Origin of the sequence: Bacteroides sp. MSK.20.12 (assembly GCF_019052435.1) — a bacterium.
GTDB lineage: Bacteria > Bacteroidota > Bacteroidia > Bacteroidales > Bacteroidaceae > Bacteroides > Bacteroides xylanisolvens.
In genome coordinates, this window is the sequence record NZ_JAHQVH010000043.1 from 1 (window position 1) to 22,373 (window position 22,373).

A 22,373-nucleotide genomic window follows, 5' to 3' on the forward strand; every position below is an offset into this window, starting at 1 on the left:
GTGGCAAAATTTCATCCATTGTTCATTATCATAACAGCTATTTTGTGGGCTTTTTGATGGACGGTATTCTGTTACTGGAGAAACAAAAGGACGCGAATCATTATCAGGTTCAACCGTTACCTGTCAACAGCGGTGTCTTCTGTCTCAAGAAAGATCGTTTTCAGGATGTTGTCTGGATTGGTACCGACGGACAGGGCGTTTATCTTTATTCGAACCCGCTTTATTCTATCAAGTCAATGGTGCTTAGCAACTATACCGAGAAAATTGAACGTCCCGTACGTGCCTTGTATCTTGATGATGACCGTACTTTCTGGGTAGGAACCAAAGGAAACGGGATTCTTAAAATCTATGATTACGAATTTGATAAAAACATCTCCGACTGTCGGGCGGAGGTGTTGACTACCTCTAATAGTGCTTTGAGTAGTAATGCCGTTTATTGTTTTGCCAAGAGCCACCGGAATTTGCTTTGGATAGGAGACGAAGAAGGATTAACTTATTATTCATATCGGGAAAAACGTATCAAGAGTATACCAATACGGATCGGTAACGAAGATTTCAAATACATCCATGACATTTACGAAACAGCAGATTCCGAACTGTGGCTGGCGAGTGTCGGCATGGGAGTGGTGAAAGCTCGTATTGCCGGAACACCGGACAATCCGGTGATTGTGGATGCGCAACGTTACATCATCAATGACGGCGAACTGGGATCGAACTATTTCTTTACTATTTATGCGGAGAATGAAGCCAACCTGTTGTTTGGCAATAAAGGATATGGGGTATTCCGCTATAACGAAACGACGAATGGCCTGGAACCGGTGTCTACTCACAAATACGAAAACATGACCCTGAATAATATTCTCGCTATCAGTAAAGACAGCAGCAATAACTATCTTTTCGGAACGAGCTACGGATTGATAAAGTACACATCGGAAACCTCTTATCAGCTCTTCAATGCCAAGAATGGTTTCCTGAATAATACCATTCATGCAATTCTTAGAAACTCGTCCGACGACTTCTGGTTGAGCACCAATCTTGGATTAATCAATTTCGATACGAAAAGGAATGTCTTTCGTTCATACGGTTTTGGAGATGGTTTAAAGGTGGTAGAGTTTAGTGACGGAGCCGCTTTTCGGGATTCCCAGACTGGTACTCTGTTCTTTGGCGGAATCAATGGAGTCGTAGCTATCCGGGCGGATGGCCGTCCGGAGCAGCTTTATATGCCTCCTGTTTATTTTGATAAGCTGTCTATCTTCGGTGAACAATACAATCTGGGCGAATTTCTCACCCGGAAAAAAGAAACTGAAGTCTTGAATTTGCAGTATGACCAGAATTTCTTTTCTGTTTCATTTGCCTCTGTGGATTATCTGAATGGTAATAACTGTACCTATTTCTATAAACTAAAAGGATTGAGTGACCAATGGGTAAACAATGGTTCGGAAAGCGGAGTCTCTTTTACGAATATGGCTCCCGGCGAATATACCTTACTGGTGAAATATTACAATAGTGTCTTTGATAAAGAGAGTGATGTCTATTCTCTGGTGATTCGTATAGGTGATCCGTGGTATGCTTCCTGGTGGGCTTATTTGATTTATGCCCTGTGTCTGCTTTTACTGGCAGCCTTGCTGATACGTTCCTTTATCCTGCGCTCCAAACGTAAAAAGCAGGAATTGCTGAACGAGATAGAGAAACGCCATCAAAAGAATGTCTTTGAGTCCAAACTTCGTTTCTTTACTAATATCGCACATGAATTTTGTACTCCGCTGACTTTGATTTATGGTCCTTGCGGACGAATCCTTTCATCGAAGGGACTTAGTAAATTTGTCGTGGACTACGTACAGATGATTCAGACGAATGCGGAGCGTCTCAACAACCTGATTCATGAGTTGATCGAATTCCGTCGGATTGAAACGGGAAACAGGGAAGTGCGGGTTGAGTCATTGAATGTGTCTTCCATTGTGAAAGGAATAGCCAAAACGTTTGTTGAAATGGCTAAATCCAGAAACATCACTTTCTTGAGCAAGATACCCGAGCAGGTGATGTGGAACTCGGACAAAGGATTCCTGAATACAATTATTATTAATCTGATTTCTAATGCCTTTAAATATACTCCCGACGGACAGAGTATCAAGATTGAAGTGGATACGAGCCGGGAAAATATGCTGGCTCTTCGTGTAGCAAATGAAGGAAGTACCATCAAGGAAAAGGATTTTCAGTATATTTTTAATCGGTATGCCATTTTGGATAATTTCGAGAATCAGGATGAAAAGAACTTTTCACGGAACGGACTGGGGCTAGCCATCTCTTATAATATGGCAAAGTTGCTGAATGGTACGTTGAAAGTGGAAAATACTCCTGACGGATGGGTGATGTTTACACTAACCTTGCCGGTCGTGGAACTGACTACCGGAGTGGTGGAAACCAAGCGGCTCACAGCGGAATACATCCCTAAGATAGATACTCAATCGATACTGAAACTTCCCCAGTATGAGTTTGATAAGATGCGTCCTACGCTTTTGGTTGTCGATGATGAAATCGAAATGCTATGGTTTATTGGAGAAATCTTCTCGGCTGACTTCAATGTGGTAACCTTGCAAGACCCTGAACGGCTGGATCAGGTGATGAATGAGGTTTATCCGAATGTGATTATCTGTGATGTCATGATGCCGGGAATGGGTGGCATTGAACTGACCAGGCGGATTAAATCGGTGAAAGAGACGGCGCATATTCCTATTATTGTGGTTTCCGGACGACACGAGATGGAACAACAGATGGAAGCCCTTTCTGCCGGTGCGGAAATGTATATCACAAAACCGTTTAGTGCGGAGTATCTTCGTATCTCTGTCTGTCAGGTGATAGAACGGAAAGAGGTGTTGAAAAATTATTTCAGTTCGCCGATCAGTTCTTTTGAAAAGTCGGACGGGAAGTTGACGCATAAAGAGTCGAAGAAGTTCCTTCAGTCGGTTTTGAAGATTATCAATGATAATATAACGAACAAAGATTTGACTCCGCGTTATATCGCCGATCGACTGGCAATCAGTCCCCGGAGTCTTTATCGGAAGATGGAAGAGATAGGAGAGGATAGCCCGACCGATCTGATTAAGGAATGTCGTTTGCACATAGCGAAAGATTTATTGCTGACCACTAAAAAGACGATTGATGAAGTTGTATTCGATTCGGGATTCTCGAACAAAGTTACTTTCTTTAAGGTGTTCCGTGAAAAGTATGAGTGCACGCCAAAAGAGTTTCGGATGAAACATTTGGAAGAGGTTCAGCAGTAGCCTGTGGCGGGAATTTTTAAAGAAAAAGAAGAAGTAAATATCCGTGTTAATATAGTAAATATCCGTGCCAAAAGGTAAAAAAGGATAGTTAATTTTCTTTTGGTAGAGTTTAGTGATTTTATCTTTGTCTCATCGAAGTTTTTAAGTAGATAAACTTGAAAAGTATTAATTTATTAATCTTTAATCTAATGAAAAGGAAACTTAGTTTTTTATTTCTTTCAGCATTGACCATTCCATTTTTTATGGGTTCGTGCAGTGATGATAAAGAAGAACAGGAAGTGAAACCGGCAACAGATCTGGTTGTCGATAATAATTCGGTGACACTACTACAAGGAGACGAAATTACGGTGAGTATCACCTCCGGTAATGGCGATTATTATGTGAAGCCATTTGATGAAAACGTGGCGACGGCTACAATCAATGGTAATAAGGTGACTATTAAAGCTACCGAAAATAGCCAGTTGGAAGAAAATAACCGTACGGAAACTACTATATTAATAGTAGATGGACGTAAGAAAGTGGCTAGAGTGCTGGTTCGGGTAGCAAAACTCTGGGATTTGACGGTAGATGCACCGGAAGAAGGTTTTGACCTTTTTATCGGTGAAAAGAGACTGGTGAAGATTTTGACCGGTAACGGAGATTATCAGATTTCCATACCGGAAGGTGCTGATAAGTTTTTGGAAGTGGGTGAACTATCCGGACAAGTTATTCCGTTGACTGCCAAGTTCGAGACTGGAGCCGATCCGGTAAATATTACGATAACAGATAAGAAAGGTAAGACAATCACTATTCCTGTGGTAGTGAACATCGTGGATCTGACACTGAAAAGTAATGAAGCCACTTTTGCCGAACCGGATGCCGAATCTCAATATATCTCTATTGAGAGAGGTAATGGCGGATATAGTTTCACTTATCAGGTGGGAGACAGCGAGCCTACTACGGATGCAACGATTGTGGAAGCTACTGAAAAAGAGAACTTGATTACCTTGAAACCCAAAGCTAGAGGTGATGTGAAAGTGATTGTGACAGACCAGAAAGGTTCTGTGGAGGAGATTTCGGTGAAAGTGAATCCATATAACCTTAAACTGGAAAATGAAGCAACTTCTTTAATCATCGGTGGTTATGAGGCATCTACAGAAATAGCTATTACCAGAGGAAATGGTGATTATAAGTTGGCACAACTCACAGATGATAATAAAACCTATTTGAAAACCGCAGAATTGATTACGGAAGACGGGGCTACCAAGTTAAAACTAACAGGAAAGAAGCTCGGGGCTACCACACTGGAACTGTCTGATGCGGCAGGTCAGAAATTGACGTTACCAGTTTATGTGAATCCGGTATGTTATCGTATGGAATATGACGTATGCTTTAAAATTGATATTAAAAAGTATGCCGAATCACATTCAGAGGTAAAAAGTATGAATCAGCTTACTTTTGAGGTTGTGTTCTACCCGACTTATACTCGTTCTATGCAATCGTTTATAGGTTTGGAAAGTGTATTCCTGCTTCGTGCAGAAGCTAAGGATGTGAATCCGCGTTTTGAAATAGCCACTAAAATTAATGGTAAGAGTGATCCCCGTTTCCGTAGTCAGCAAACTATTTATTGCGATGATTCGGAAGGTGGACGTAAGACTCCGGGTAAATGGTATCATATAGCCATTGTATATGATGGAACGAAATCAAGTACTAAAGAGGCTTATAAAATGTATATAAACGGGGTGAGAGAAACGTTGACTCCTGCAGATAACTCTTATGAGGATTGTGCCCCTAATTCATCTCTCAATCTGACAGATGTAGGTGGAAATGATAAAGCACTGTTGATTGGACGTTCCGGAGATTCATATCGGGTAGGATATTGCAAAGTTTATCAGGCACGGATGTGGAAGAGAGCGTTGGACGAAAGTGAAATTAAAGCGAATATGTGCAAAATCCTTAATGCAGAAGAACACTCTGACTTGATGGGATATTGGGTATTCTCGAAAGGTGTCGGAGGTACTACAGTTTTTGAAAATTGGGGAAATGGCGGCAACGGATTGGATGCGCAAGTTTGTTTGCAGAATATAAGCGAAAATAAACCTGCCTGGGGAGCGGAACTTCCTGCAACTTATAATGGAGATAAGAGCCGCTTTGAACCAATTGAATGTCCTCATTCATACTAAAACTAGGAATATAATAATATGAGAAACAATATGATAACAAAAAAACTAATCAAATTTGCCCTGCTGTTTTTTCTTATCGGACTGACGGCTTGTGACAATAAACTGAATCCGGGATTTGATCCGGATGATTATGAACCGATTGTTCCGCCTGAACCTGTTAGAACCATGGATGCAATGGCTAGTGGCGAGCGGGTAGTACTTTCGGGTGCTTCGTTGACAGATATTGTTCTGAAATGGACGCCTACCGAAAAACACGGAAATACAGTATATCGTTATGAAGTATTGATTGATACGATCGGGGGCGACTTTACCAAACCGGTAGAAACGATCTTTTCTGACAATAACGGTTTGGAATCACAGTTGACTTTAACCCATTATCAGGCAAACACAATAGGTAAACTGGCTAAATTCCGTTGCAATACCAACGGCACACTGCGTTGGAAGGTGCGTGCTTATTGCGGATTGGATCAGGCTCTTAGTAGTCTGGAAGGCTATTTCGTGATCTTCATGATGGATGGCATCGATGATATGCCTGCTGAAAATGACCCGGTTTACATCACGGGTGTGGGTACGGAAGATGATGGTGATGAAGCGGAAGCACAACAAATGCTCCGTCAGAATGAAGGAATCTATCAGACTTTCACTCAATTGAAAGCCAACCAGCCGTTTGTCTTTATGTCTACTGTCGAAGGTCGTAAGTGTTATTATTATGTAGACGATAATGGAGTGCTGCGTGAACGTAACGATGGTGAAGAATATACGGTGACTGTCCCTCAATCGGGTATTTATCGTATTACCATCAATATGGGTGAACAAACCATCAGTTATGATGAGATAGGAGCCGTATATCTTTATAACCAGTCTGGAGGGTACAGACAAAACTTCGACTATCTGGGATATGGCAAATGGGGCGTGAAGAATTATACAGCACGTAAGCAAAAAGAGGATTGGGCAGGAAGCGGTGAAACCCGTCATAGCTTTAAGATGGAGATCAACGGAACGACTTACCGTTGGGGACATAAGGAAAGAGATAAGGGACAGCCTAATTTGGATACCGATAAGAGTTATTATAATCTATATCAATTAGCATTGGGTACTGATGCCTGGGATTATAGTTTCCGTTTCTGCGACGAATTACTGCAGTGGGGTGCTATACAGGGAAATGTATATTATGCTACGGTGAAAACCGATGTAACCCTTTATTTCAACGCAGAGCTTGGAACGTATACCCACCGTTGGGTAGCTTCGGAAACGAATGAAGATTAAAACTTAATAATAATATGAAGAACTATATAGTATCATTATCAAAAAGAGTTTTGCTGTTAAGCGGTGCACTGGCAATATTCGCAGCTTGTGACGATGGCGATTTGGGAGACATCTACAAAGGTAACTCATCCGGCGAATATGTGTCGGATGTGAACTGGACGGATGCAGCCGACAAAAGTACAGGAACATATATCAAATATTTCTATGAGAATGCCAGTGGACGGAATACCTTTTGCGGAAGCATCTATTGGGAAAAACCGAATACACCGGAAACCGGAGAACCAACAAGTACAGGCGGTAGCGGTGGTTGGTCACAGGGACATGCATTGGATGTTATCACCGATGCTTATATCCGCCATGCGAACAATCCCGAATATCAGACTTATTTGTATGAAAACATCATGAAACCTTTCCTGCCGGCTTTTGATGACTGGAATGAGCATTGCGGTTATGGTGGCAAGGATTTTTGGAATAACTTCTATGATGATATGGAATGGATGGCACTAGCTTCCCTGCGGGTATACGAGTTGACTGGTGATCCTGATTATTACAGTGCATTGATGAAGATGTGGAATCATATCAAGGGAGCAAAGAATGACTACAAAGGGGCAGGAGGAATGGCATGGAAAACGGATGCGCCGGCTTCGCGTATGTCTTGTTCCAATGGTCCCGGTTGCCTGTTGGCTATGAAGTTATATCAGCTCACCATTAAGGAGGCTAAAGACGGTTGGGAAGAGCAGGCTGCTTATTACCTGAACTTCGCCAAAGAGGTATACAACTGGATGACGGCTTATCTGTGTGATATTTCCACCGGACAGGTATATGATAATTTGAGTATTAAAGATGACGGTACACCGGGAGATCCTGATAAAGTAGCTTTGTCTTATAATCAGGGAACATTTATGGCGGCTGCCTTGGAATTGTACAATGCTACCGGTGAGGAGGAATATCTTCGTAATGCGGTTGCTTTCGGCTCTTATCAGGTAAATAAGAAAATGGACTCTAACTATCCGGTATTCAGTGGTGAAGGAAATTCGGGAGATAATCTTTTATTCCGTGGAATATTTGTCCGTTACTTCCTGGATATGGTGAAACAGCCGACTAACAGCCTTTATCCGGAAAAGACCAAGAATAAGTTTATCGCTGCATTGCGCAGCTGTTCTGATGTGCTTTGGACGTTGGCTCATCCCGAAGGCTATTATGTGTGGGAGTACGACTGGGCAAAAGCACCGGCCTTTGGTAATCGCGACAACAGGGAAGATCGCCTGACAATCTCCTTGAATGCGGAAGTCCCGGGAGCAACAATGATTGAAATCCGTGCCCGTTATGAAGACTGGGTGCAAGGTAAAGCAACGGAAAAGGCCAACTGGGTCGGACCGGATTTCGGTAAGAAAGCAGAGGAATAAGATTGATTTATTACACATAGAAAATCGAAAAGAAAGATGATACATATAAAAAGAAATATTTGTCTGGTGGCTGTTTCTTGCACTCTTCTTGCAGGTATACCTTTGCAGGGTGTGGCGCAAACGGGAAGAACGGCAAAGGTGCAGGCCACACAAAGCAATAAGATAACAGTGTCGGGTACGGTATTGGACAAGACGACAAATGATCCGTTGATCGGTGTGTCTGTTGTCGTGAAAGGAGTAGCCAATGCAGGTACGATTACGGATATGGATGGTAAGTTTACGCTTAAACTGCCTTATGCGGAAGCTCCGTTGGTGTTTTCTTATCTGGGTTACCAGCCACAGGAGATTGTTCCCGGTGCAAAGAAAGAACTGACTGTCTTATTGCAGGAAGATACGAAAGCATTGCAGGAAGTGGTTGTAGTTGGTTATACCAAACAACGTAAAGAAACGATGATCGGTTCTGTTGCTACCATCACGACAAAAGATCTGACGCAAAGTCCTACTGCCAATATCAACAATGCGCTTGCCGGACGTCTGCCGGGGTTGATTGTAAACCAGTATGCGGGTGGTGAACCGGGTGTGGATCAAAGTGAATTGTTTATCCGTGGTAAGGCAACTTACGGTAACCAGAGTGCCATTGTCATTGTCGATGGAATCGAACGTGACATGAGTTACCTCGCACCGGATGAAATTGAAACATTCACTATCCTGAAAGATGCTTCCGCCACTGCCGCTTATGGTATCCGTGGTGCAAATGGTGTAATCGTTATTACTACCAAACGTGGTAAGGCAGCGGAAAAGGCAACCGTGAACCTGAAAGCCTCTATCGGTATTAACCAGCCGATCGGTTTCCCCGAATATTTAGGCTCTGCCGATTATGCAACTTTATATAATGAAGCCAGATTGAACGATGCCAAGATGACGGGCGCAGACATCAGCAGTTTGAACCTTTTCTCTCAACAGGCGATTGACAATTTCCGCCGTGCGAAAGGAGACAACTCCGATGGTTTGGGATATGACTGGGATTATTATGATTTTGCTTTCAAACCCGGTTTGCAGGAAGATGTCAGCCTCTCCATCCGTGGCGGTACGGACAAGGTACGTTATTATGTATTGGCCAATTACTTTTCACAAGGCGGTAACTACAAATATTCGAATGCCGGTGAATATGACTCGCAAACCAAGTTCACCCGTTACAACTTCCGTTCGAACATCGATATCAACATTAATCGTTATTTGAGTACCCGTTTGGATTTGGGGGCCCGTATTACCGACCGTAATGCACCGGGTACAACAGCCGGTCGCCTGATGACCATCTGTGCTACCCAGCCTCCATATCTGCCCATTCTGGTGGAAGAAAATGCGCATCCGCAGAATGAGGAATACATTCAGCAAAATCCTCGTGGTATGCTTTATGGTGACAATATCTACCGTTACAATCTTCTGGGTGAATTGAGCCGTACCGGTTATCTGAATGAAAAGAACACGTATCTGAATGGTAGTTTTGCCATGAATCTGGATATGGAATTTCTGACGAAAGGATTAAAAGCGGAAGTGATGTTCTCTTATGATGCTTCTGAAGGACGATGGATTAATCGCAAACTGGATACTTACAAAGACGGTTATCGTGAATATCCGAAATATGCGACGTTTATGCCGATCGAAGGTTCGGATGCTTATATGGCAGGCGGACACTATACGGGTGCTTACAAAACGGGTAACAAATATGATATTGACCAGACTATCGGCAACGGATTCAGTCATAACGCTTCTGACGGACGTACTTATATACAGGCACGTTTGGATTACAACCGTTTGTTTAGCAACCGCCACGAAGTGACAGCCATGTTATTGGCAAACCGTGGTAACCGTACTGTTAACAATGAATTGGCTTATCATAGCCAGGGTATCACCGGACGCTTTGCTTATTATTATAATCAGAAGTATCTGATGGAATTTAACTTCGGTTACAATGGTTCCGAGAACTTCGCTCCGGGCAAACGTTACGGGTTCTTCCCAGCTGGTTCAATCGGTTGGGTAGTCTCTGAAGAGGAATTTATGAAAAAGGCTTCCTGGATTGACTTCCTGAAAGTAAGAGCCTCCTATGGTTTGGTAGGTAGTGACAACGTCAGCAGCCGTTTCCCATATCTGGCTTTCTACGGTGGTGGTAGCGGTTATGATTTCGGTAATAACTTTGGTACGAATGTAGGCGGAACTTCCGAAGGTAATTTGGCTAATGCGAATCTGACTTGGGAAAAAGCACGTAAACTGAATGTCGGTATCGACTTTACTACCCTGAATCAACGCTTGGCATTGACGATAGATGCATTTTACGAATATCGTTTTGACATTATTACAGATATGAACAGTGACGGTATCATGGGATATCCGGACATTGTAGGTAAAGATGCAGCTTTACAGAATCTGGGTGAAGTAAGCAACCGTGGTGTGGATATCGAATTGAGCTGGAATGATAAGATTGGAAAGGATTTCCGTTACTATATTCGTCCGAACCTGACTTTCTCCCGTAACCGTCTGGAATATAAAGCGGAAGTTGCCCGCAAGAACTCCTGGCGTAAAGAAACCGGTAAACGTTTATACGAAAACTTCGTCTATGTGTTCGATCATTTTGTAGCCGATCAGGAAGAGGCTGACCGTTTGAACAAGATCGGTTATCAGCCGTGGGGACAATTAATTCCGGGAGATGTTGTTTATAAGGATTTGGATCGTAACGGAGTGATTGATGATGAAGACCGTACGGTAATGGGAAATCCGCGTAGTCCGGAACTGATGTTCGGTATTCCTTTCGGTTTCCAGTATAAGAACTTTGATTTTAGTGTATTATTGCAAGGTGCGACAAAATCATCTATTCTGTTGAATGGGGCTGCTGTATTTGACTTCCCGCAATTTGAACAGGATAAGATCGGACGTGTGAAGAAAATGCATCTGGACCGTTGGACACCGGAAACGGCTGCTACTGCCAAATATCCGGCATTGCATTATGGAACACATGATAACAACAAGAATGGAAACAGTAGTTTGTTTTTGTATGATGCTTCCTACCTGCGTCTTAAGAATGTGGAAATTGGTTACAATGTATCGCCCAAATTATTACGTAAATTCCATGTGCAACAGGCACGTATTTATGTGCAAGGTCTGAATCTGTTGACTTTTGATAAACTGGGTGATGTGGATATAGATCCGGAAACGAAATCCGGAGACGGAGCTTCTTGGTATCCTATTCAAAAGGTATTCAATTTTGGTATTGATATAACATTCTAAATAAGATAGAAATATGAAAAAGTTATATAGATTTTCAGCAATTGCTTTATTGGTCCTGCCGTTGGTCTTTACTTCATGTAGCGATTACTTGAATCGGGACGATGATGATAATATTACGGAAGCGGACGTTTTTGCCCGTTACGAAAAAGTGAACGGACTGGTTTCCGACGTATACGCGGCTGCAAAGAAAGCAGACCGTCCGCTGGTGTTTTTCGAGCACTTCAGCAACAGTGCCATTACGGACGAATGTGAAGGAACCAACGTCGAGGGAAACATTACGAATAACTTCAATAACGGTGCCTGGAACCCGAATTCTTTGCCCGGTAGTGTAGGGCAATATTGGGAAGCTCTTTATGAAGGGATCCGTAAAGCGAACCTGATTATAGAAAATGTACAGAAGTATAACACGCCCGACAACCCTCAACAGGATGGTGATCTTCGTAACCGTATCGGTGAGATGTATTTCATGCGTGGTTATTTCCACATGCTGTTACTGCGTATGTATGGCGAAGCTCCTTATATTGACCGTGTGATTAATGCCGGAGATAATATGGACTTCAAGAAAGAATCTGTTCATTCGATGGTTGAAAAGATTGTGACCGATGCGCAAACTGCTTATGGCATGGTTCCTAATAAGTATGTGAAAACTTCCGAGAATTTTGGGCGTGTGGATAAGGGAGCCTGTTTGGGATTGATTTCTTTTGTTCGCTGGGTAGCGGCTACTCCGTTGTGGAACGGTGCTTCTCAATATGGATACAACTTGCGTCGTGTGTTTGAAAATGAGTATGCTTATGATGCTACTCGTTGGAGAAAAGCCAAAGAAGCGGCTAAAGCCGTTCTGGATTTCGAAGTCGGCGGAACCAAGCGTTATTCTCTCTATACGAAACATGATGCAAATGATTTCAAGGATCCGGCTGACGGTAATCTGAATGACAGCCGTGTATATGCTCGTTTGTGGGATATGTTTTATGATATGGATGCCTTTGCCAATGAGTATGTGTTCTTTATGACGAAGAGCAAGGATCAGGCATGGCAGGGTGATATTTATCCGCCCAGCCGTGAGGGAAGTTCGCGCCAGCAACCGGTGCAGGAACAAGTGGATGAATACGAATATATCGTAGGTGATTATGGCTATCCGGTATATTCGGCAGAAGCCCGCAAAGGTGGCTATGATGATACTAATCCGTATGTGAAAGGTACTCGTGACCCGCGTTTCTATCGTGATGTAATTTATCACGGAGCTCCTTACCGTAATAATAAGAACGAGTCGAAAACGATCAATACGGCGAGTGGTTCCGATAAGATTGGTGCTACCAATGCAACTACTACCGGTTATTATTTACGTAAATTCCAACAGGAGTCATGGAACAAATCCGGTAACTTCAGTATCAATGCGCCCGCCATCTGGCGTCTTCCGGAGTTTATTTATATTTATGCAGAGGCTTGTAATGAATTGGGCGAGGATATCGATGAAGCTTATAAATTGGTGAATACGGTTCGTGAACGTTCTTTTATGAAACCGATGCCGCCGGAAGTAAAGACTAATCAACAGTTGATGCGTGAATACATTCAGCGCGAACGTCGCGTGGAACTTTTTTATGAAGGAAAACGTCCGTGGACTTGCCGCTTGTATCTGGAACCCACCAGTAAGGAAGAGCTAGCAAAGGAAAGCCTTTGGAAATCGAGCGGGAGTGACAATTCAAAACGTACACAGAAATACTGGGCTGCCAATAACGGTGCATTGCCCCGTTGCCAGCGAATGATTAACGGAATGCGTCCGGTGCAGGATGAGAATGGGGCCATTACGGTTGACGGTGTGAAATATAGAATGGAGCGTTTCTGCGTGGAAGAACGTACGTTCTCTATTCAGCATTATCTGTTCCCGATTCGCCAGAGTGAGTTGCAGAAGACACCGACCATTGAACAAAATCCCGGATGGTAAACCGGTAGGAATGTATAACTTTAAAAAGAAAATCAGATGAAACGAATCTATACATATATGTGTCTGTTGCTTTTGTCGGTATTATCGTTTGCCGTTACAGGTTGTGATGACGATGACGACGACGATGTGGCTAAAGACTTGATAGAGTTGATTGTGAACAAACCGGTAATACGTATCGGGCAGAATGAGGAAGCCAAAGTGAATGTAGTGGTTGGAAACGGAAACTATACCGTGAGAAGTTTCAACACTGCCATTGCAACGGCTACCGTTTCCGGCGAATTGATAACTGTAAAAAGTGGCTCACAGAATGGGGCCACTACCGTCGAAGTAATGGATGGAGAAGGAGTAGTTGCCAATATTTCTGTGAATGTAGGTGTATTTGAATTGGAAGTGAATGAACCGGAGGTGATCTTGGAAGTTGCCGGTGAAAAGCAACTGATTGTCAGCATGGGAAACTTTTCCAGCAATGATGAATTGTCTTATGAGGTGGAGGATGAAACGGTTGTCAGCATGGTTAATACAGATCAGTTCCGTCCTTTCTATACTTTGACAGGTTTGAAGAACGGACATACAACAGTGACTTTTACAGACCATAAAGGAAAACAGGCAGTGGTTCAGGTGACGGTAAATCCGATTTCTATCGATGTCTCCAATCTGACACCGAGAGTGGGAGTCAACAATAAGATCATGATTACGGTAGAAAAAGGAAACGGAGGTTATAGTCTGACAGCAGAGAATGAAGAGATTGTAGCTATTCAGCAGGTGGATGACACTCGTTTCAATTTAATAGGTAAGAAAGCGGGTATCACTACCGTGTTTGTCAGAGACGAAGCGGAACAGGAATTAAGTCTGACCGTAACGGTGGTACAGGCAGATAAAGTGGCAAACCTGGGTAGCGGTAATTACTTTAAAGTACCGTTTGAATATAATGGTACGGCAGATGAATCGCTAAAGAATTTGAGTACGCTCACATTTGAGGCTCGTTTCAACATTGAGTCGTTGAATGGCAATGACAATGGAAATGCCCGGATTAATACGGTGATGGGTATAGAGAAGAAATTCTTGCTGCGTGTCGATGTGCATAAGGGAGGAAGCAATGATGAGGAACGTTTCCTTCAGCTTGCTGCAGATGATAAAGGTAGTATTCGCTATGAGGGCTCTACTAAGATAGAAACCAATAAGTGGTATGATGTGGCTGTGGTATTGGATAATAGTAAGAGCGGAAGCGAACGGATTGCATTGTATGTAAATGGTGTCAGAGAAACGCTTCAATTATCAAACGGTACGCCGGATGATTTGAAAGAGATCAATCTTACTTCTGATTTCTACATCGGCCAGTCTGATGGTAAACGCCGGTTGAACGGAGCTATCAGTTATGCCCGTATTTGGACAAAAGCCTTGTCGGATCAACAGATCTCCGAGCAGAGCGGCAAGTTGTTGAGTGAGGATAAGGATGGAATGGTAGCTAATTGGTTATTCAATAATGGAAATGGTAATACCAAGACATTTGTGTCCTTGGCAGGAAAGAGCTTCGAAGCAGAGGCGGCAAATATTGTTTCAAGTTGGAAAACAGATCCGATATTGGAAACAAGTACTCCTACAGAATGATTGTAAGAAGATAGGATAATAAAAAAGCCATCCCCGGAATAGACGAAAGTAGGGATGGCTTTTTTTGTAGTGTGCTTACTATTCTTCGGCAGACTATGTCCTGCATGTTGTTGGCAAGGTTATTCCTTGACAGGCTCAGCCGGTTTGTCTTTTGATGTAGTGTCTGTGACAACTGTATCATTGACATTGGCGGCGAGTGCAACCAGTGATGCCTTTGCAGGCGCGTCTTCTTTAGTTACAGTATCTTTTACTACTGTATCATTGACAACTGTTGCATTGATTTCTGTCGGGGCTGTCACAGCTTCTGCAGAACTCTGAGCCTTTACAAGGAATGAACCACCACAAACAAACATAAACATTGCTACTACTAATACTAATTTTTTCATAATCGTTTGCTTTAATGATTATTAGACATATGTTTTCAATTCTCTACCTTTGTGTTAAGGAATCGGTTATTGCTTTTCGCTAACGTCTAATTAAAGATCAAAGCGCGTGCCAAAATTAGATAATGTATGATAAGTGATTGATAAATAAGGGAATGAGGAAGATGATGCCAATTAGGATAGTGGGGAAGTATGTGTGGAGTGTGTGGAAACTGTGGCGGGGAGTGTGGAATTATTCCACACTCCCCGCCACAGTTCTTTTATTTAGGTAATCTATTTACTTAATTTCATCCGGCCAGGGACAAGGTTTACCTGTCGCTTTGAAAGTCGGTCGTTGTGCATCTACTTTTCTTAGAAAGTTGCCCAGCTCTTTAGAAAGTTTCTTCACGATGTCCGGATGCTGTGCACTAAGGTCGTTGCTTTCTCCTATATCATCAGGTATGTTGAATAACTCTTTCTTTCCTGTTCCATAGTAATAAATCAATTTCCAGTCACCGTTTCGAACGGCACAATTAAAGTTGATTCCGGGACCGTCATTTCCCCAGTTGTTAGGCATATTCCAGAAAAGACTCCGACCCTTAGCTGGGTTGCCTGTCTGTTTCAGCAGAGGGATGAAACTGATACCGTCTATCGGTTGAACTGTCTGGTAGTTCTTGACACCTGCCATTTCAAGAATAGTAGGGTAGAAGTCTTCTATCAACAAGTAGTTGTTGCATTTGCTTCCCGGAGCTACTACTCCCGGCCAGCTGATAATCATCGGTTCGCGGATACCGCCTTCATAAGTAGAACCTTTACCACTGTTCAATGGATAATTCTGTGTATGCAGCTTGCCGTCACGCCATCCGGATTCGGATGCAAGTCCTCCGTTATCACTCATAAAAATGATAATAGTGTTGTTGGCTTCTCCATTCTTTTCCAGCCAGTTCATTAAATCACCTAAACTTTTATCCATTCCTTCAATCAGTGTGGCATAAGCAGCTTCATGGTCTGTCATTCCTTTTTTCTTGTACTTCTCATAGAAGCGCATATCTTTGTTCAAAGGAATGTGGATGGCATATTGCGACATATACAAATAGAAAGGCTGATTATACTTTTTCGCTTTATCCAGTGCTTTAATGGCTTCCAACGTCAATGCTTCAGTTACAAAGGTTTCCGTTCCCCAATATTTCTCTAATCCGGGAACAGACATCAGTGATACCGCTTTCCCATCTTTGGTATGTCCGTAGTTCTCTTCTCCCAGGTAACTGGCAAGTCCACCGGCCGCATGTCCGGCAATATTTACCTCGAATCCCCAATGATGCGGATCTTCCCCTGGAGTATCTATCGCTCCGAAATGGGCTTTTCCACAATGTATAGTATGATAACCGCTGTTCTTTAGCAGTTGCACGAAGGAGGTTCCTACGAAAGTATGATTAGTGCCGGACACTTGACTTACTCCATTGTAATTCCAGTCAGGGACTGCCAGAATGCTATCTTTACGGTCTGTCATTGTATTCTTTTGCAGCGTCCAGTTAGTTACTCGGTGACGTGCGGCGTTTGTTCCGGTGATGAGGCTGCACCGGGTAGGAGAACTGATACTGTTGGCATACGCTTGAGTAAACATCATTCCCTGTTTGGCTAACCGCTCCATATTGGGAGTCTCGTACAATTCGTTATAGTGTGTTTTCTGTGTCCAGAATGGGAGTGAAGTATCCTGCCATCCCATATCGTCTACCATAAAGAGAATGATATTCGGACGTTTGTCCGCGTGTTCTATTTGCATATTGCTTTGTGCTTGCAGATTGGTTGCAGCGAGTGGCACAAATGCAAGGGGTAATAATGTTTTTTTATTCATGGGGGTCATTTTATTCTATGGAATATGCATTAAAATTAATAATATCTGGTAATGCGATAGATTCGGTTAAAGATAAGTTCGAGCACTACAAAAAGGAATCATTTCTCACCGTGATGAGAATAAATACTCATAATAGTGAGAATCTTTTCTCATTGCATTGAGAAAATTTTCTCATAGGCATGAGAACACTTGAGAAAATGCAAGAATGTAACTTGTTACAAATCAATATTGTATAATTTCAATTTATTATATAAAGTCTTTCGATCAATATTCAGTAATTGCGCTGCTTTACTCTTATTGTTTCCTGTTTGGCGTAGCGCCTCCAAAATATGCTCTTTTTCAGTCTCTTCATTGCGTAATGCAATGCTCGTATTGCTGGATGCAGGAGTTTCTAAAAGCTCGGTCCCCAATTCCAATAAAGTAATGAAACTGCTTTGTGCCAATAAAGTTGCTCTTTTGACGATGTTCTTCATTTGGCGCAAATTTCCCGGCCAATGATAATTCATTAAAGCTTGCGATGCTTTTGCATCGAAACCAATCAGGTGTTTATCCAGTTCCTTGTTTGCCTGATCGAGGAAGAAATTGGCAAAGAGCAGAATATCTTCTTTCCGTTCTTTCAGATCGGGCATACGGAGGGTAAATTCATTGATACGATGATAAAGGTCTTCACGGAAAGTACCTTTTTCAATGGCTTGTTCCAGATTCTCATTGGTGGCAGATACCAGACGAATATCTACCGATATCTCCTGTGTAGAACCTACCGGACGTATTTTTCTCTCTTGCAAGGCACGAAGCAGTTGTATCTGCACTTCATAACTAAGGTTTCCGATCTCATCCAGAAAGATAGTACCACCGTTGGCTGCAACGAAAGCACCCGTTTTATCTGTCAGAGCACCTGTAAACGAACCTTTCACATGACCGAAAAATTCGGAAGCAGCCAGTTCTTTGGGGATAGAACCACAATCTACGGCAATAAACGGTTTATCGTTTCGTTTGCTAAGTTGATGAATACGGTGCGCCACATACTCTTTTCCTGTTCCGCTGGAACCGTTGATAAGTACGGACATATTGGTCGGAGCTACCAGACCTACATAATTGTAGAGTTGTTTGGCTGCATCACTTTCTCCTTCCAGATAAGCACGATGATTTTCTGTTGAATCTTTAGATGAAGTAGAAGCACCTTTTTTAGAAGAAGATTTAGCAACGTTATGAGTAGCAGGACTCTTTTCAGACTGTAGACATTCAGAAATTTTCTTCAGTAATTCTTCCGGATTTACCGGTTTGGCTATATAATCACGTGCTCCCAGTTTCATTGCCTGTACGGCGGATTGTATATCCGCATAGCCAGTCATGATGATTAAAGGAATGTCCATGCCTTGTTCATTCATCCATTTCAGCAGATCGATACCTTCGTGGTCGGGTAGCCGCAGGTCTGATAAAACCAGATCGACGCTTTGGCTTTCGATATGTTTCCGGGCACGGGCAATATTACTCACTGATGATACTTCAAAGCCTTTTTTTCCTAACCAGGTTTTTAGCATCATTCCAAAAGTGATATCATCTTCAACGATCAATATGGAGCTCATCATGTCAGGTTTTGATTCTTTTAAGTCACAAAGGTAAGAGGTTTTGGGTGAAAGTGGTATATTTGCAAACTTAAATTAAATAAAAGTGTTATGAAAAAGATTCTATTGATCATATTAACCATATCGTTTTGCGGACTTACTGCCTGCAAAACCGGAACAAAAAAAGGAGGAGACATGGATAAAGAAACGTTGGTAAAGATTGAAACAACTTTAGGAGACATTGAGGTGAAACTGTACAATGAGACACCGAAACATCGTGATAATTTTATCAAACTGGTGAAGGACGGAGTTTATGAAGGTACACTGTTTCACCGTGTTATCAAAGATTTTATGATTCAGGCCGGTGATCCGGACTCAAAAAATGCGCCGAAAGGAAAAATGCTGGGTACCGGAGACGTAGGTTATACCGTTCCCGCTGAATTTGTATATCCTAAATATTTCCATAAGAAAGGTGCCCTGTCCGCTGCCCGCCAGGGGGATAATGTGAACCCGAAGAAAGAATCTTCCGGTTGCCAGTTCTATATCGTGACAGGTAAAGTGTTTAACGACTCTACTCTGCTGGGAATGGAAAGCCAGATGAATGAGAATAAGATAAATGTTATTTTCAATACACTGGCACAGAAACACATGAAGGAAATCTATAAGATGCGGAAAGCAAACGATGAAAACGGTCTTTATGATTTACAGGAAAAACTGTTTGCACAGGCACAGGAGATGGCTGCCAAAGAACCGGAATTCCATTTCACTCCGGAACAGATTGAAGCCTACACCACGGTGGGTGGTACTCCGCATTTGGATGGCGAATATACTGTGTTCGGTGAAGTAGTGAAAGGTCTGGATATTGTGGATAAAATCCAGCAGGTGAAAACCGACCGTAGCGATCGTCCCGAAGAAGATGTAAAAATAACAAAGGTGACAATACTTGACTGAAATATATGAAAATCAACAGGCATATTCTTGATAATGGGTTACGTCTGGTACATTCGCAGGACGAAAGTACGCAGATGGTTGCCCTTAATATATTATATAATGTGGGAGCTCGCGACGAAGATCCCGAACATACCGGTTTTGCCCATTTGTTCGAACACCTGATGTTCGGAGGGTCGGTGAATATTCCCGATTATGATATGCCGCTTCAATTGGCGGGTGGAGAGAATAATGCCTGGACGAATAATGATATAACCAATTACTACCTCACTGTACCTCGTCAGAATGTAGAAACCGGCTTTTGGTTGGAATCCGACCGGATGTTGAGTCTTGATTTTAGCGAACGGAGTCTGGAGGTACAGCGGGGAGTAGTAATGGAAGAATTCAAACAGCGATGTTTGAATCAGCCTTATGGGGATATCGGACATCTTTTGCGTCCTCTGGCTTATCAGACGCATCCTTATCAATGGCCTACTATCGGAAAAGAGTTGTCGCATATTGCCAATGCTACGCTGGAAGAAGTGAAGGCATTCTTTTTCCGTTTTTATGCTCCTAATAATGCCATATTAGCTGTGACCGGTAATATCTCTTTCGAAGAGGCGGTTGCTTTGACAGAAAAATGGTTCGGCTCTATTCCTCGTCGGGAAGTTCCTCAACGGAACCTGCCACAAGAACAGGAACAGACGGAAGAACGGCGGCTGACGGTAGAGAGAAATGTTCCTCTCGATTCTTTATTTATGGCATACCACATGCCTGCCCATTGCCATCCGGATTATTATGCATTTGATATTTTGTCGGATGTGTTGAGCAACGGACGTTCCAGCCGGTTGAACCAGCGTTTGGTACAACAGAAACAATTATTTTCGAGTATAGATGCTTATATTTCCGGCAGTGTAGATGCGGGGTTATTCCATATTAGTGGTAAACCTTCGGCAGGTGTCACCCTGGAACAGGCGGAAGCGGCAGTGCGGGAAGAACTGGAACTGTTGCAGCAAGAATTGGTTGACGAACAGGAACTGGAAAAAGTGAAGAACAAATTTGAGTCCACCCAGATATTCGGCAACATCAATTATTTGAATGTGGCAACCAACCTGGCTTGGTACGAATTGCTTGGCCGGGCGGAGGACATGGAAAAAGAGGTCGATCGTTATCGGTCTGTCACGGCTGAACAATTGCGGGCGGTAGCTCAATCTGCTTTCCGTAAGGAGAACGGAGTAATACTATATTATAAGAAACAACAAAATTAAATTCTCCCTTTTTTATAATTTATCAGTGAAAGGGGAAAGTCCCTTTGCCTGAAAATGGAGATACGTTTAGGTAACGGAAAAGTAAATGAGACATATTTATAGTACATATAAAGAGCATTATAAAGCACTAATTTTTCTCGGACTACCGATTGTGATCGGGCAAATAGGAGTGATCGTTCTCGGATTTGCGGATACGTTAATGATCGGACATCATAGTACGATTGAGCTGGGAGCAGCTTCCTTCGTAAATAATGTGTTTAATCTGGCGATTATTTTCAGTACAGGGTTTTCGTATGGACTGACTCCCATTGTAGGAGGGCTGTATGGGACTCATCAGTATGCTCCTGCCGGACAGGCATTGCGCAACAGCTTGTTGGCAAATCTGATGGTTGCATTGCTGCTGACTATATGTATGACTGTTCTTTATCTGAATATCGAGCATCTCGGACAGCCGGAAGAATTGATTCCTCTGATTAAACCGTATTACCTTGTTTTGCTTGCTTCATTAGTGTTTGTCATGCTTTTCAATGGATTCAAGCAATTCACAGACGGAATAACGGATACCCAAACCGCCATGTGGATATTGCTTGGAGGAAATGTCTTGAATATCATAGGAAACTATATCCTGATTTACGGTAAACTCGGATTGCCCGAATTAGGTTTGTTGGGAGCAGGTATTAGTACGTTGTTTTCGCGTATTGTGATGGTGATTGTATTTATAATCATCTTTATGCGTAGTCCGCGTTTCGTCCGTTATAAGATTGGCTTTTTCCGTTTGGGATGGTCACGTGCAGTATTTGGACGCTTGAATGGACTAGGATGGCCGATTGCTTTCCAGATGGGAATGGAGACAGCCTCCTTTAGTTTGAGTGCTATCATGATCGGTTGGCTAGGTACGATCGCTTTGGCTTCTCATCAGGTGATGTTGGCTATTTCGCAGTTTACCTTTATGATGTATTACGGTATGGGGGCTGCTGTTGCTGTTCGTGTCAGCAATTTCAAAGGCCAGAATGACATCGTCAATGTACGCCGTTCAGCCTATGCCGGTTTTCATCTGATGATGACATTGGGTGTCGTGCTTTCCTTGATTGTCTTCCTTTGCCGGAATTACTTGGGAAGCTGGTTTACCGACAGCCAGGAAGTGGTTGCTATGGTGACATCTTTAATTTTTCCTTTCCTTGTCTATCAGTTTGGCGACGGGCTTCAAATCACTTTCGCCAATGCTTTGCGTGGAATTTCAGATGTAAAACTAATGATGGTTATCGCCTTTATCGCCTATTTCGTTATTTCGCTTCCCGTAGGATATTTCTGCGGCTTTGTAATGGGATGGGGGATAGTAGGTGTCTGGATGGCATTTCCTTTTGGTCTGACGAGTGCGGGACTAATGCTCTGGTGGCGTTTCCACTACATGACAAAACTCCCCGAACCCCACCCCAAAACCTAATACTT

General features: G+C 42.7%; 13 protein-coding genes. 10 read left to right on the plus strand and 3 right to left on the minus strand.

The annotated features are described in order from the left end of the window. The 7 genes from KTR06_RS19010 to KTR06_RS19040 form a co-directional block, all read left to right on the plus strand. Positions 1-3,281, plus strand: a 3,281-nt coding sequence (locus tag KTR06_RS19010) for a response regulator (protein WP_217290708.1), incomplete at its 5' end; no start/stop codon positions are given. Between the two features lie 188 nt (positions 3,282-3,469). After that, positions 3,470-5,443, plus strand: coding sequence for a LamG-like jellyroll fold domain-containing protein (locus tag KTR06_RS19015; protein WP_120067064.1), 1,974 nt, complete (start codon positions 3,470-3,472; stop codon positions 5,441-5,443). A gap of 18 nt (positions 5,444-5,461) precedes the next feature. Further along, positions 5,462-6,709, plus strand: a complete 1,248-nt coding sequence (locus KTR06_RS19020) for a SusE domain-containing protein (protein ID WP_008018369.1) — start codon at positions 5,462-5,464, stop codon at positions 6,707-6,709. Positions 6,710-6,723: 14 nt separating this feature from the next. After that, on the plus strand, positions 6,724-8,115 hold the full coding sequence (locus KTR06_RS19025) for a glycoside hydrolase family 76 protein (RefSeq protein WP_004313036.1): 1,392 nt from the start codon (positions 6,724-6,726) through the stop codon (positions 8,113-8,115). Between the two features lie 36 nt (positions 8,116-8,151). Next, positions 8,152-11,397: a TonB-dependent receptor gene (locus KTR06_RS19030; protein ID WP_004313037.1), complete on the plus strand. Its 3,246-nt coding sequence runs from the start codon at positions 8,152-8,154 to the stop codon at positions 11,395-11,397. Positions 11,398-11,410: 13 nt separating this feature from the next. Further along, positions 11,411-13,339: a RagB/SusD family nutrient uptake outer membrane protein gene (locus KTR06_RS19035; RefSeq protein WP_004313038.1), complete on the plus strand. Its 1,929-nt coding sequence runs from the start codon at positions 11,411-11,413 to the stop codon at positions 13,337-13,339. Positions 13,340-13,375: 36 nt separating this feature from the next. Further along, on the plus strand, positions 13,376-14,947 hold the full coding sequence (locus tag KTR06_RS19040) for a LamG domain-containing protein (protein WP_004310443.1): 1,572 nt from the start codon (positions 13,376-13,378) through the stop codon (positions 14,945-14,947). A 119-nt stretch (positions 14,948-15,066) separates the two neighbouring features. On the opposite strand, the gene KTR06_RS19045 is transcribed toward KTR06_RS19040, so the two are convergent. From KTR06_RS19045 to KTR06_RS19055, 3 genes are all read right to left on the minus strand, one after another. Further along, the gene (locus tag KTR06_RS19045; RefSeq protein ID WP_004299920.1) at positions 15,067-15,333 is read right to left on the minus strand and encodes a hypothetical protein; all 267 of its coding nucleotides are present in this window, start codon (positions 15,331-15,333) and stop codon (positions 15,067-15,069) included. A gap of 274 nt (positions 15,334-15,607) precedes the next feature. After that, a complete protein-coding gene (locus KTR06_RS19050) occupies positions 15,608-17,164 on the minus strand; it encodes a sulfatase (protein WP_118419219.1) in 1,557 nt (518 codons plus the stop codon). 215 nt (positions 17,165-17,379) lie between these two features. Continuing rightward, the gene (locus KTR06_RS19055) at positions 17,380-18,753 is read right to left on the minus strand and encodes a sigma-54 dependent transcriptional regulator (RefSeq protein WP_217290709.1); all 1,374 of its coding nucleotides are present in this window, start codon (positions 18,751-18,753) and stop codon (positions 17,380-17,382) included. Between the two features lie 87 nt (positions 18,754-18,840). Here KTR06_RS19055 and KTR06_RS19060 point away from each other — a divergent pair, with 87 nt between their 5' ends. The 3 genes from KTR06_RS19060 to KTR06_RS19070 all read left to right on the plus strand — a co-directional run bounded on the left by KTR06_RS19060 (position 18,841) and on the right by KTR06_RS19070 (position 22,368). Further along, positions 18,841-19,680 (plus strand): peptidylprolyl isomerase, encoded by an 840-nt coding sequence (locus KTR06_RS19060; RefSeq protein WP_117809424.1) that lies wholly within the window; start codon positions 18,841-18,843, stop codon positions 19,678-19,680. A 5-nt stretch (positions 19,681-19,685) separates the two neighbouring features. After that, positions 19,686-20,924, plus strand: coding sequence for a pitrilysin family protein (locus KTR06_RS19065; protein ID WP_004299932.1), 1,239 nt, complete (start codon positions 19,686-19,688; stop codon positions 20,922-20,924). A gap of 85 nt (positions 20,925-21,009) precedes the next feature. After that, positions 21,010-22,368: an MATE family efflux transporter gene (locus KTR06_RS19070; RefSeq protein WP_004313043.1), complete on the plus strand. Its 1,359-nt coding sequence runs from the start codon at positions 21,010-21,012 to the stop codon at positions 22,366-22,368. Positions 22,369-22,373 lie beyond the last annotated feature (5 nt).

What these genes read in the sequence shown, in the direction of transcription:
- KTR06_RS19015 (WP_120067064.1), top strand. Translation starts at nt 3,470, where the DNA reads ATGAAAAGGAAACTTAGTTTTTTATTTCTTTCAGCATTGACCATTCCA.
- KTR06_RS19020 (WP_008018369.1), top strand. Translation starts at nt 5,462, where the DNA reads ATGAGAAACAATATGATAACAAAAAAACTAATCAAATTTGCCCTGCTG.
- KTR06_RS19025 (WP_004313036.1), top strand. Translation starts at nt 6,724, where the DNA reads ATGAAGAACTATATAGTATCATTATCAAAAAGAGTTTTGCTGTTAAGC.
- KTR06_RS19030 (WP_004313037.1), top strand. Translation starts at nt 8,152, where the DNA reads ATGATACATATAAAAAGAAATATTTGTCTGGTGGCTGTTTCTTGCACT.
- KTR06_RS19035 (WP_004313038.1), top strand. Translation starts at nt 11,411, where the DNA reads ATGAAAAAGTTATATAGATTTTCAGCAATTGCTTTATTGGTCCTGCCG.
- KTR06_RS19040 (WP_004310443.1), top strand. Translation starts at nt 13,376, where the DNA reads ATGAAACGAATCTATACATATATGTGTCTGTTGCTTTTGTCGGTATTA.
- KTR06_RS19045 (WP_004299920.1), bottom strand. Translation starts at nt 15,333, where the DNA reads ATGAAAAAATTAGTATTAGTAGTAGCAATGTTTATGTTTGTTTGTGGT.
- KTR06_RS19050 (WP_118419219.1), bottom strand. Translation starts at nt 17,164, where the DNA reads ATGAATAAAAAAACATTATTACCCCTTGCATTTGTGCCACTCGCTGCA.
- KTR06_RS19055 (WP_217290709.1), bottom strand. Translation starts at nt 18,753, where the DNA reads ATGATGAGCTCCATATTGATCGTTGAAGATGATATCACTTTTGGAATG.
- KTR06_RS19060 (WP_117809424.1), top strand. Translation starts at nt 18,841, where the DNA reads ATGAAAAAGATTCTATTGATCATATTAACCATATCGTTTTGCGGACTT.
- KTR06_RS19065 (WP_004299932.1), top strand. Translation starts at nt 19,686, where the DNA reads ATGAAAATCAACAGGCATATTCTTGATAATGGGTTACGTCTGGTACAT.
- KTR06_RS19070 (WP_004313043.1), top strand. Translation starts at nt 21,010, where the DNA reads ATGAGACATATTTATAGTACATATAAAGAGCATTATAAAGCACTAATT.